Source organism: Rothia sp. HMSC065B04 (genome assembly GCF_001812285.1).
GTDB classification, from domain to species: Bacteria; Actinomycetota; Actinomycetes; order Actinomycetales; family Micrococcaceae; genus Rothia; species Rothia mucilaginosa.
The window spans coordinates 619068-631685 of sequence record NZ_KV808408.1 but is presented as its reverse complement, the minus strand read 5'-3'; the positions used below and the strand labels follow the sequence as shown (position 1 = coordinate 631685).

Here is a 12618-nt window from a genome sequence, read left to right as displayed (position 1 = left end):
CCCCCCCCCCCCAAATGGGCGGTTAAATCGGCTGATAGTTAATTAGGAATCGCCGCAAAAGCAAACAGAAAGGAAACAACTGCGCAACATGCGGGGAAGCTTGCTGAGATTTTGCCGTCAGCGGATAATCCGAAAGCTAGGGCTTGATATGCTGGAATCACACCGATAGTCCGGCGAAAGTCGCCGGATGATGCTGTACCCACTCAGCTTCATGTACGCGTTGAGCGTTACGCCACGCACCACCTTTCAAGGAGAGATGCATGAGTTCTGCTCCCCAATACCCCGGCGGAACCACCACCCCTAACGGCCCGAAGAAGCCCCGCAATCGCATGGAAGCGGTTGCAGATTTCGCTACCCGCGCCGCACAGACCTCAGCCCAGCAGACCCTGAACCTGGGTGCGACCCGCCCCGGCATCGCCAAGATGGTTGCCGTAGCGGGTGCTGGCGTGCTACTGGTTGGCGGTGGCATCTTCGCCTACAACTCCATGCACCAGGAAGAGAACGCGTTCCTGTCGCAGGGCGAAGAGTACGCCCGCGTCTGCCAGGACGCGAAGACCGGCCTGCGCGTGGAAGATAGCGAATGTGAGAAGGCAGGCGTTCAGGAGCCGACCGACTCGTCCAGTAGCGATTCCTCGGGCTCGTCGAGCTCGTCGGGTTCTTCCGGTTCCTCCAGCTCCTCGGGCTCTTCTGGGTCGTCGGGCACTTCCGGTTCGACCACCACCCACAATAATTCGAATGCGTTCCTCTGGTACTACCTGGGCCGCCAAAGTGCCGCGAACTCTACCGGCACCCCCACGGTTCCCGGTGTGGGCACCAAGCTCTCCGGAGGCAGCACCACCCGCCCCAGCAACGGCACCGTCTACAGCGGTGTGTCCTCCAAGGGCGGTAGCTTCGAAGACTCCTACCGCAGCGCGAAGAAGTCCTCCACCGTCTCCTCCGGCAAAGTAACCAGCACCAATAACTCCGGTAAGACCTCCTCGGTGCGTAATAAGACCACCGGCTCGGTCTCCAGCGGTAAGCAGGGCACCAGCAATAGCGGTAGCACTGGCTCCTACAGCAAGTCGAACACCTCCAAGTCGGGTTCGTCCTCGAAGTCTGGTTCCTCGTCCAAGTCTGGCTCTTCCTCGAAGTCCGGTAGCAAGGGCGGTTTCGGTGGCGGCTCGAAGTCCGGTGGCGGCCGCTCCGGAGGCTAAGCCATAAGTCATTACACTGAATGCGGGAGGGACTGAGCGGTCCCGCCCGCATTTTCCTCACTTGAACAGCCACACCCGCGGTGACGTAACAACACCGCTCACTATTTCCATTCACTACTTCGAAGGAGCCTAGCCCCTCATGCGCCGTGAAGAATTTCCCGTCGGCCGACCCGACTGGGAGAACGTCATCATTGAGGAAGGCCTCACCTACAGCGTGGACGGCCCCCACGACACCGACCACTACTGGAACGAATACGCCGCCTACATTTTTAGCCCGCAAGAAATGGACTCTGTGCGCGCCCAGGCGGAAGAAATGCACCGCATGTGCCTGGAAACCGTCGAGTACATTGCCTCTGGCGCGTTCGGCACCCTCGGCCTGCCGCAGGCAGCGTTCAACCTCGCCGTAGAATCCTGGAACCGCCGCGACGCCGACTTCTACGGACGCTTCGACTTCACCTACTCGGGCGTGCCTGGCGACCCGATGAAGCTGCTCGAGTACAACGCCGACACCCCCACCGGCATCGTGGAGGCGGCAGTCAGCCAGAAAACCTGGGCGAAAGACCAGCGCCTCGACACCCGCGGCTACGCCCACTGGGGTGAAATCGGTGAAGCCTTCACCAACCGTTGGCGCCACATCTTCGCCCCCGAAATCACCGCGGGCGTGCAGCCCGTATTGCACCTGGCGCACGTGCCCCCCGAGATTGACGAGACCAACGAGGACTACAACAACCTCTGGCTCATCGCCTACTCGGCACAGCAGGCGGGCATCAAAACCCACATGATTCCCATCGACGAAGTCATCTTCAACGAAGACACCAAGAGCTGGGAAGACGCACAGGGACGGCGCATCACCAACCTCTTCAAGCTCTACCCCTGGGAAGACCTGGTCACCGACAGCGAAGCAGGCTACGACAAGCTCCTCTTCGCCTACCACGGCGCCATGGACCGCTGGATTGAGCCTGCGTGGAAGATGTTCCTCTCCAATAAGCTGCTGCTCGCCGCGCTCTGGGATAAGTACCCCGGCCACCCGAACCTCGTACCCACCTACGCGGGCCACCGCGGCGGCATGCGCAACTGGGTTCGCAAGCCCATCTTCGGACGCGAAGGCGACGGCGTAGAAATCTACGCCCCCGACTACGACGTCTTCATCAAGCCCGAAGACGACGACTTCTTCGCCAACGCCCCCGAAAGCGAATTCATCTACCAGGAGTACATCCCGGCACCGCGCTACGAAGGCATTATCAATCCGGTCAGCCACCCCATTCTCGGCGTGTGGGTGGTCGATGGACGCACCGTAGGCGTGGGCATCCGCGAATCGAACGGCGCGCTCACCGACTACTGGTGCCGCTTTGCCCCGCACCTGGTGGATCTGAACGACTCTTCCGGCATGGGATTCGGCACCACCGACCCCGGCACCGCAAACTTCGGATAGCCCCGAGAGCTAAACCTCTACGACGAAGCCCCCGCCTCAGCTATAAAGCTGAAGCGGGGGCTTCGTCTATAGAGTTCCTAAGCAGAGGCTCCGGTTCAGAGACTCTAGAAAAACCACTCGCCGAGGGGCGAGCAGACTAGAGGCTACTCGTCGTCCTCATCGTCGTCATCCTCAGTGTCCAGAGGAAGCATCATCTCATCGGTCAGAGCGCGGCGCAGAGTATCCAGACCCACCGAACCGAGCAGAAGCGCACGCGTGTGGAACGCGCGAATGTCATCGCCGCGGCGCACAGCCTGATCGCGCAGTTCCAGCCAGAGGCGCTCGCCAATCTTGTAGCTCGGCGCCTGACCCGGCCAACCCAGGTAACGCAGGAACTCGAAACGCAGGTGGCCCTCGGACTCGTCCAGGTTCAGCTTCAAGAACTCGTAACCCAGCTCAGAAGTCCAGATGGTGCCCGGCTCAACGCCCAGCTGCTCAGCCCACTCAGCGGGAATCGGCATCTCGCAGTGAACACCAATATCGAAGACCACGCGGGCGGCGCGCATACGCTGAGCGTTCAGCATGCCCATGCGGTCACCCGGATCCTTCAGGTAGCCCAGCTCCTCCATGAGGCGCTCGGCGTACAGCGCCCAGCCCTCACCGTGACCGGACACCCACAGCATGTTCGTGCGCCAAGAGTTCATGGTGCCCTGCAGAGCCGTAGCAATCGCAATCTGCAGGTGGTGACCCGGAACGCCCTCGTGGTACACGGTGGAGGTTTCACGCCAGGTAGTGAACGTGTCCTCACCCTCGGGAACCGACCACCACATGCGGCCCGGACGCGAGAAATCGGGGGAGGGGCCGGTGTAGTAAATACCACCCTCGTTCGTGGGCGCAATGCAACACTCAATGCGGCGCATGGGGCCGCCAATTTCAAAGTGAGTATCCGCCAGGTTCTCCACCGCGGCGTCGGCGAGCTTCTGCATCCACGCCTTCAGCTCATCGGTGCCGTGCAGCTGACGTGCCGGATCCTCATCGAGCAGCTGCTTCGCACGCTCAATGCTTGCGCCCGGCTCAATCTCCTCGGCAACCTCACGCTGACGAGCAATAATGCTCTCCAGCTCCTTCACGCCCCAGGCGTAGGTCTCGTCCAGGTCAATGGTGGTGCCCAGGAACGAACGGGAGTGCAGGCTGTACGCCTTACGGCCCACAGCGTCGCGGGAGGGAGCGACCGGCTGCAGCTTCTCCACCAGGTAGCTGTTGAGGCGGCGGTAGCCTTCCTTCGCAGCCTCGGCACCGGCGGCAGCCTCATCCTTCAGGGCGGGGACAGCCTCGGCGACCTCAGCCGCCAAATCATCAAAGAAACCACCGGGAGCGTAGTACGCGGCGGTCTGCTCAATGACAATATCCACCTGGCGGCGCGGGGCAACCTTACCCTCTTCACGAGCCGCCTCAAGAGTCTGGATGTATCCCTCCAGTGCCTCGGTGACGCGGTGCATACGCCCAACAATATGCTCCCAATCCTGCTGGGTGTTGCGCTTCATCAGGTCGAAGACCGAGCGCACTTCCTGCGGGACGGACGCAATATTGTTCAGCTGCCAGCCGCCAAAACCAGCCTTGTACTGCTTGCGGTACAGGCTCAGACGCTCCTGCAGAGCATCCAGGGTGACCAGGTCAACGTCATCAATAGGCAGGACGTTATCGACCTTCTTCAAAGTCTTCTTCGCAAGGCGCGCAAAAGCCTTCTCGCCGGCGGGCGAGTAATCGGGGTACAGGGTCTCTACGCCCTTACGACCAAGCTCGGTTGCATGGACGGGGTTCAGGTCGAGGACCTTTTCAAAGTATTCGTTAGCAATCTGATCGACGTCGGTCAGCGAGCGCTTCAATCGGTAGATGCTGGGAAGTTCCTGGTAAGTGCTCATGTTCATATCCTAACGCAGGGGTGTGCCTCCAACCACGATTTTCGGTGATTTAGCTCGCTTAAACCGGCAATATTACGGGCTGAGCGGCACCGAACACGACGAAAAGGGCTCACCTGTGGACAACTCACCGGGGCGCAGGCGCGAAAATGCCCCGGCTTTCTCCCACCTGAACGTGCAGGAGAGAGAAAACCGGGGCATACCCAAGATGGGCTAAAAGCTGCTAGCTGGTGACTTAGCCGGCGAAGTATTCACCGTTCAGCTCCAGCAGACCGTTTGCGCTCTCGACCACGCCGAGGCGGTGCGCAATGAGGCGGTCCTGCAGCTCATCGCCGGACACCAAATCCACCAGAATGTTCGGGTACTTGGTCGAGCAGCGGATGAACTCGTCGTACGCCTCATCGCTGAACGCCGCGTTCGTGATGAAGGTGCCGAGCTGACCGCCGCGGGCGTGAATCGCCAGGAAGAACGCGGTAATATCCTGCGGCTGAACGCTTGCGGACAGAACACCGCCAGCTACCGGGCGCAGAGTACGAACGTAGAATGCGCGTTCTTTTTCGCCGGTGGCGGGGGTTGCCACGCCGTCCACGCCCTGAGCCTCCAGAGCCTCTACCGTGTAGCCGCGCATCAGGAACAGATCGAAACCAATGCTACGGAAACGCTCCTCAGACACCTGAGCCAGCGCCGGAGCCAGCGCCTCGCGGCGGAAGACCTGACGGTAACGCTTCAGCGCCTCACGCACCTGCGCGGCAGCCACCTGCAGCGCGGTCGAGGACTCAGCAGCCGAAACAGCCGGAGCGGAAACAACCGGCTGGGCAGGAGCCGCGGCGGGTGTAGAAACAGCGGGCGCAGAAACAGCAGGAGCGGGCACGGCAGGCTGGGTGGTAGCCGGAGCAACCGCCGCCGGAACCTCAGCGGGCGCCTGGGTAGTAACCGCCTGGGTAGTAGCCGCCACCGGCGAACCGGCAGGACGTGCCAACAACGCCGGAGAAGCACCCGGCACCGGAGCCAACGGCTCACGCGAAGCCCCCTCACGAGCCGCCAGGCGAGCCTGACGCTCCGCCGCGCGCGCCTCCTTAGCAGCCTGAAGAGCCTCCTCACGAGCCTGCAACTCAGCCGCAATATCCTGAGGCAGCTTGTGCTTGAGCGACTGCGGCGGTAGCGGCGCCATGCGGGCGGTCACCGCCTCCGGAGCACCCTCCGGGAATCGCTTGAGCAGCTCCTTACCCGCCTCGCTCAGCTCGTAACGCTCCGGGTTCTTGCGGGAAGTACGACCGGTACCCTCACGCAGAGCGTTCAGGTAGCGCTCGCCCTTCAGCACGTGCATCGCCACCGAATAGCGGTTACGTAGACGCGGGGTCAGCTTGTAGCGGTGCGGCGCGACCTCACCCTGCAGGTACGGGATGTCCAGGGCGATCTTCAGCTCATCGTAAATGTCGTAGTAGGAGATGCGCGGGTTCTCCTCCACGAGCTTCAGAATCGGGTACAGCAGCTGATGCGGGTACGGCAGAGCATCCACAGCGGCAGGATCCAGCAGAGCCGAAGCCACCAGCTTCTGAACGCTCGGCTCAGCCATCTGCGCCAGGGTGGGCGCAAACGCGGAACCCAGCGAGTAGACGGTCTCACGCTCGGACAGGTAGTGGTGCGCGGTCAGCACATCGTAGAGGTAATCCTGCGCGTCAATCTGCACAAAATAGGGGTTCGAGGTCGCCTGCTGGATGCGCTCGTCGCGGTCAAAGACCTGCTCCAGGCTCGGAAGGCTCAGCTCCACATCGGCGCCGTGGTCGTTGAGAGTATCGAGCAGAAGAACGCCCATATGGGTCAGCAGAGCATCGGTTGCGGCAATATCCTCAGCGGTAATCGAGGTGCCCTCATCCTTAACCAGCGCCAGCACGGAGCTCAGCTCGCTTGCGGGCACGCCAGTCTCCTCGTGGCGTGCCACCAACTCCTTCGCAGACGGGGACAGCGAGTACAGCGTCAGCGGCGAATCCGTGTGCTCGTGAATGGTCTTGGTGCGCAGGTAGCCCTCACGGGTCAGCAGGCTCAACGCCTGAGCAATCACCGGCTCCACGATGCGCTGCTCCAGATACGACAGACCGTACCAACCCTGCACGAAACCGCACTCACGCAGCACCAGCTCGCGAATCTTCACGGGCGCCGCCGCAGGGTAGGACGGGGTAACGCTCAGGACAATGGGCAGAAGCTCACGCACCGTAATGTGCGAGAGCAGAACCGGGTAGAACTGCTTCAGATAGTGCAGGTACACGCCGCTCTGCAGAGGCAGAACCGGCAGAAGAGCCTGCGCCTGCTGTTCCTTCGGGGTACCCAAAAGCTCACGGCCAGCCTCGCTGAGGGTGTAGTGCAGGTTGCCCGGATGCAACTGGCTGAGGGACACCTCAAGATAATCAGCATTGACCAGCGCCGCAATCAGCTTATTGAGTGCCTCACGGAAGAGGACATTGTCACCGACCGCAATGAAACGCTGAGTCATGTTGAAACCCAGGTCCACGCCAACCGGGGTGTACATATCGGGGAAGAAAACCTTCTCGCCACGATCCTGCGCGCGCTCAAAATGGCGGAGCAGAGAGAAAGCCGCCGCAATGCTGAGAGTGCGTGCTTCCTCGGGTAGAGCCTCCCACGAGGTTTCCTGCTGCAAAGAGTGCAATTCGGAATGATCGATATGGAGCATTGTTTTATTCACAAAAGCCACGCCGGGCTCCTTATCTAGTGTTATTTATCGTGCAGGCGTTCTTCATAAAGTGCAGTCATGCGAACGGGAAAATAATCACGAAAGTGAGCGGCACCATCTTTATTTTTGGGCCGGCACTTTGAAATCCCGCAGTGAAGAGAAGCGAAGAGAAGCAGGGTAGGTAGTTTTTTCTCAACCCGTCCCGCTTACGCACCGTCTTCAACGACGAACACTTCAGAAAAGAACGCTATAAATTGGGGTGAAGTGTCTAGACCGTCACGGGTATATTCACTTCGTGAAATAATGCGAAGAATATATAACGCATTACCTTCATTATTGTATCGGCTGGTTCGAGAAATAACCTAGATTTCTAAAACCAGCCGATATGTGAAAAATATCCTCAAGGAAAAGTGAAAATACATTAAGTGAAATGACGTGGGAAATGCATGAAGGCCAGAGATATTCGGAGAGAAATAACTCGCCCCAGAAACACCCCGGCTACTCCAAGCCGCGGGCAAAATACTCCTCGTCAATGCGGTAACCGCACTCGCCCTCACCATCAAGAACACCCACACGGTGACGAATCATCAGCTCCACCAACTGGTGTCGATCAACCAGCGCAATATTGCGAGCGCCGGGCAAACCCTGCAAATACTCGGGAACCGGATGCGCAAAAGCACCGCAGGTCACCAAAACACCCTGCAGGCCGCCGTGCAGAAGCACTGCACCGGCAAGCTTCTGAATCTCGTTGGGGGTGACCTTCATAGTTCCGCAATAATGCTTCACCTGAATATAAATCGGCGCGAAATCCAGGCCATCAGAATAGCGGGCAATAACGTCAACACCCTTATCATCAGCACCGCCGGTTACCTCGGTGTTAAAACCAAGAGCCGTAAAAATATCGGCAACAATCTGCTCAAAATATTCTGGCGTCACCGCGTGAATATGCTGAATCAAATCCTGCGTAAAATGCTCCGCGAACTCAGCCTGAGCGTGAATCACCGGCGAATCGCTGGCACGCAAAATAATATCCAGAGGTGACTGACCGGCGGGCCAGGACCCCGCAGCCTCCGCAGAATTCAAAGCATGCGCAAGATGCGCCGCGCCGGTTGCCTCATAAGCAGCGGTGGCGGCATCAGCATGATCAGCGCCTGAGAAATGCGGCAGAGCATGAAGGACGCCGGTATCAGGAGTGCCAAAAATGAGGCGATGCTCCTCCTGCGCATTCTCCAGTAGCGCGTTCGCCTGCTTCTTCAGCTTCTTCACGCTTTTTGCCGTCAAACTCTGAGAGCACAACGCCTGCACCTGCTTCACCACACGCGGCGGCACCGAACCGTGCAGATGCGGGGTGCAGGTCAGCTCGGCGCCCAGGGGAGTGAGCAGGTACTTCCTCTTCTCCCACGGGGTCAAACGAGGCATAAGCTGGGCATAACGAAGTGCCACCAAGATTTTCAAGGTGGTACGCACAGCCACCGCAAAATCGGTGGATTCAAGAGCCGGTAGGTTCTTCTTCGACCCCAATGCCTTAGTCTGCTGCCGCAACTGCTCGCTAACATAGGCGGCGGTGCGGGGCACAGTCTTCGACAAGCGCCGTAGCGTCGGCAACAGAAGCGTGATATAGACATCCGGTGGGGGCCTATGGTTTTTATTCAGCATCTTTGCCATGGTCCCTGCCAATTTACTAACACTATTGTGATGGTATATACATCGTAGCATCAGGGCGTATCATCATCGCTTTATCGTTTCTAATATGACAAAACCGCAAGAACCAGCGCATTAGATGTACAATAACGCAATATAAATCTTGAATTTGAGGCAAAACAATATATTCCCGTCACACCGGCTGGCGTGACGGGAATATAAGAAGCATAGTTAGCAGCCCGCATTACATGGGGCGAGCGCGCCTCCACGAACCGGGGCCGGGACGCAACGAAACACCCAGGCGCTGACCGCGGTTCAGGATGCGCGAAGCGGCACCCACCAGCAAGTTCTGCTCCTGCTTTGCGGCGCTCGCCTGCATCATCGCAACCACAGCGGTGAGGGCGGCAATCTCCTCCGGAGTGGGGGAGCCCTTAACCACCTTCAGTAGAGGCTCCTGCTCAGCGTCAGCATCTACCGAAGGCTGAGCAGAATCCTTCGGCGGGGCGCTGGATGCGGTATCTGCGTGCGCAGAAGAATGTGCGGAGCTACGCTCAAGCTGCTCGGGGCTCTCAGCAGCCTCCGAACTATCCTTCTTTTTACCGAATGAGAAATAACTAAGCGGGTTGTAGCCTGCCAAAGGCACGCCTCCTTAGAAAACCTAAATCGTGCGAAGGCCCGCGCCACAGACGGTGCGGGCACAACGGAAGCCTACAGCGGGATGTTGCCGTGCTTCTTTGCCGGGGTAGACGCACGCTTATCGTGCAGGGCACGCAGCGATGAAATAATGCGCACGCGAGTCTCGCTCGGGGCAATAACCTCGTCAATGTAACCCAGCTCAGCAGCCTGGTACGGGTTCAGCAACTCTTCCTCATACTTGGTGATCAGCTCAGCGCGGCGAGCCTCAACATCGCCACCCTCAGCCGCCAGAGCAGCCAGCTCACGACGGTACAGAATATTCACCGCACCCTGAGCACCCATCACACCAATCTGAGCCGTGGGCCACGCCAGGTTAATATCGGCACCCAGCTTCTTCGAACCCATCACAATGTACGCACCGCCGTACGCCTTACGGGTAATGACGGTAACCAGCGGAACGGTCGCCTCCGCGTAAGCGTAGAGCAGCTTAGCGCCGCGGCGAATAATGCCGTTGAACTCCTGATCGGTGCCGGGCAGGAAGCCGGGAACATCCACAAAAGTCAGAATCGGAATGTTGAACGCATCGCAATGACGCACGAAACGGGCAGCCTTCTCGGACGCAGAAATGTCCAGGCAGCCGGCGAACTGCATCGGCTGGTTCGCCACAATACCGACCGTGCGGCCCTCAACGCGGGCGTAACCAATCATCACGTTCGGGGCGTACAATGCCTGCATCTCCAGGAAGTGGCCGTCATCGACCACGGACTCAATGACCGCACGCATATCGTAAGGCTGGTTCGCCGAATCCGGGATGAGAGTATCCAAATCCAAATCGTCCACGCACACCTGCGCCTCCTGGTCATGCTCCAGGGGCAGGGACTCTGCAAGGTTATTCGAGGGCAGGAACTCGAGGAGCTCACGCACAAAGTCGAAAGCATCTTCCTCATCCTCAGCCAGGTAGGTGCTGGTGCCAGTCACAGAGTTGTGCTGACGCGCACCACCGAGGGTTTCCATGTCCACATCCTCACCGGTCACAGTTTTAATGACGTCCGGACCGGTAATGAACATGTGCGAAGTCTTATCCACCATGATGATGTAGTCAGTCAGCGCTGGGGAGTACGCGGCACCGCCAGCGCAGGGGCCCATAATGACAGAAATCTGCGGAACCACGCCGGACGCACGCACGTTCATACGGAAAATGTCGGCAAACATCGCCAGGGAAGCCACGCCCTCCTGAATGCGGGCGCCACCACCATCGTTAATGCCGATGACCGGGCAACCGTTCTTCAGAGCGAACTTCTGCACCTTCACAATCTTCTCGCCGTTCACCTGCGAGAGAGAACCACCGTAGACGGTGAAATCCTGCGAATACACGGCAACCAGGCGACCATCCACGGTGCCGTAACCGGAGACCAGGCCGTCACCCAGAGGCTTCTTCGCCTCCATGCCGAACGCGGTGGTGCGGTGGCGGGCGAGGGCATCAAACTCTACGAAAGAACCCTCGTCCAAAAGCATCTCGATGCGCTCGCGGGCGGTGTGCTTGCCGCGTGCGTGCTGCTTCTCGATAGCTGCCTCACCGCTGGGCGCAAAGCTGCGCTCTCGACGTGCATAAAAATCAGCGAGCTTACCGGCGGTGGTGCTCAAATCAAATTCCTGCTGGAGGTTCTCGGACATTATTCCTCGTTCCTGCTCCACCCGATTGTCGGGAGCCAGTGGTTGCGGTGATGGTTGTTCAGAAAGCCCCGAAGAGCGCTCTTGAACAATGTGCATATCCCTCAACTATAGTGCGAACTAGGGCACATATGCCAGGCGAGAAGCCAGAATATCAACACTAGATACACTTTTATGCACTCAGCATCCAAGAAGGTGACCCCATGGACTCCGACTATGACGAGTCGAAGGTCAAGAACAACATGCCCACCCATGCTTTGTACACGATGAAGACCATTAAGGAGCTGGAAGAGTACACCCAGGTTTATAACGAGAAGAGCGGCGAGTTTGAGGAGACCCCGACTCCGTGGACGGATTATCTGACCGCCCCGATTCTGGCAGCTGACGGAGACCCCATTGAGATTGCGGTCCGCCGCAGCGAAGCGCTGAAGGCGCAGCTGAAGGTGATCGAAGACAGCACCCCCGCTACGGGTGAGCCGACCATCGACACCATGAAGATGCCTACCATCACCCCCGAAGTGCTCATGAGCTCCGATACTGCGGCACCACAGAGCGTAACGGAAGAAATCGACACCGCCGTATGGGGTAAAGAACAGACCGAGTCAGCCCAGAGCCTAGGCGAAAGCGACCTGGTCGAAGTTGAGGGTGAATGGGTCATCGTCAACTCGCTCGTGAAGGATCCCTTCGGTCCGGCGACCTGATCCTGGACTACCCCACCCCCCACGGCGAGTCCGGCTCCTTCACCCTGACCCAAGACCAGCAACTGAACACCCGCCGCGCCCGCAGCGAAGCAGATATCGAAGCGTACGACAAGACCCGAGAGGAGACCTAAACCCATGAGCCAGCACACCTCAAATGACGACTTCGAAAACGTCCTCACCTGGCTATTCATCTTCTTCATGGTCCCCATCGGCGCTATCGGTGCATGGATGAGTGGACTTTTAGAAGCCGCGAAAAACTGGTTCCTATCCTTAGGTATCTTCTTGCCGACCATCCCCACGATGGAAGGCACGACCGACGGGGAGGCAGTCACCGAAACCGCATCAAACACGCAGGCCGTATTCAGCATCCCAGAGCTAGGTATCGCACTGGATACCCCACGCATCATCTTCCTGCTGTGCCTGCTTGCGCTGCTGCTGACCTTCGCTGACTATGCGGCGAAGGCGAAGCGTGCACGCCGCGCACGCCGCCGATAACCCCGGCGAGCGCTAAGAGGGTGTAGAGAGATGACAGGGGGTATTGGTCTTGCCGTGTTGGGTAAGACTGATACCCCCCCCCCTTTTTTGGTTTTGACCGCTAGGTGTAAGGCCTGGCGGGTTTTGTGTTGACGGTATTTTGCACGCCCTAGTGTGGCTATGAAGAGCCTGCTGGGTGTCTTGGAGGTAGAGAGTGGTAGTTAGGCTATCTGTGCTTGTGTTGTGCTCTTGTCTTTTTGTGTGTGCGAGCGCTGGGGGGGGG

At 59.0% G+C, this 12618-nt stretch carries 10 protein-coding genes; 5 read left to right on the top strand and 5 right to left on the bottom strand.

Annotation, left to right across the window (positions count from 1 at the left end; translation table 11 throughout):
- Positions 1–260 precede the first annotated feature (260 nt).
- Positions 261–1193: a hypothetical protein gene (locus HMPREF2845_RS05790; protein ID WP_070634136.1), complete on the top strand. Its 933-nt coding sequence runs from the start codon at positions 261–263 to the stop codon at positions 1191–1193.
- A 139-nt stretch (positions 1194–1332) separates the two neighbouring features.
- Positions 1333–2625, top strand: coding sequence for a glutathionylspermidine synthase family protein (locus tag HMPREF2845_RS05785; RefSeq protein ID WP_070634135.1), 1293 nt, complete (start codon positions 1333–1335; stop codon positions 2623–2625).
- A 143-nt stretch (positions 2626–2768) separates the two neighbouring features.
- On the opposite strand, the gene HMPREF2845_RS05780 is transcribed toward HMPREF2845_RS05785, so the two are convergent.
- The 5 genes from HMPREF2845_RS05780 to HMPREF2845_RS05760 all read right to left on the bottom strand — a co-directional run bounded on the left by HMPREF2845_RS05780 (position 2769) and on the right by HMPREF2845_RS05760 (position 11163).
- Positions 2769–4526, bottom strand: coding sequence for a DUF885 domain-containing protein (locus HMPREF2845_RS05780; protein ID WP_070634134.1), 1758 nt, complete (start codon positions 4524–4526; stop codon positions 2769–2771).
- Between the two features lie 232 nt (positions 4527–4758).
- Complete coding sequence (locus HMPREF2845_RS05775; protein WP_070634133.1) at positions 4759–7233, bottom strand: restriction endonuclease; 2475 nt, start codon at positions 7231–7233, stop codon at positions 4759–4761.
- A 477-nt stretch (positions 7234–7710) separates the two neighbouring features.
- On the bottom strand, positions 7711–8799 hold the full coding sequence (locus HMPREF2845_RS05770) for a restriction endonuclease (protein WP_070507799.1): 1089 nt from the start codon (positions 8797–8799) through the stop codon (positions 7711–7713).
- A gap of 298 nt (positions 8800–9097) precedes the next feature.
- Complete coding sequence (locus HMPREF2845_RS05765) at positions 9098–9496, bottom strand: acyl-CoA carboxylase subunit epsilon (RefSeq protein WP_012903982.1); 399 nt, start codon at positions 9494–9496, stop codon at positions 9098–9100.
- Positions 9497–9561: 65 nt separating this feature from the next.
- Complete coding sequence (locus HMPREF2845_RS05760; protein ID WP_070634132.1) at positions 9562–11163, bottom strand: acyl-CoA carboxylase subunit beta; 1602 nt, start codon at positions 11161–11163, stop codon at positions 9562–9564.
- Positions 11164–11363: 200 nt separating this feature from the next.
- Between HMPREF2845_RS05760 and HMPREF2845_RS05755 the strand changes: the two genes are divergently transcribed.
- From HMPREF2845_RS05755 to HMPREF2845_RS05750, 3 genes are read left to right on the top strand one after another with little or no spacing between them, the layout of a single operon-like run.
- A complete protein-coding gene (locus tag HMPREF2845_RS05755) occupies positions 11364–11861 on the top strand; it encodes a hypothetical protein (protein ID WP_070634131.1) in 498 nt (165 codons plus the stop codon).
- The gene (locus tag HMPREF2845_RS09240) at positions 11810–11992 is read left to right on the top strand and encodes a hypothetical protein (RefSeq protein ID WP_141752956.1); all 183 of its coding nucleotides are present in this window, start codon (positions 11810–11812) and stop codon (positions 11990–11992) included. Before HMPREF2845_RS05755 ends, HMPREF2845_RS09240 begins: the two co-directional genes overlap by 52 nt.
- A gap of 4 nt (positions 11993–11996) precedes the next feature.
- On the top strand, positions 11997–12356 hold the full coding sequence (locus tag HMPREF2845_RS05750; RefSeq protein WP_070634130.1) for a hypothetical protein: 360 nt from the start codon (positions 11997–11999) through the stop codon (positions 12354–12356).
- Positions 12357–12618: the final 262 nt, after the last annotated feature.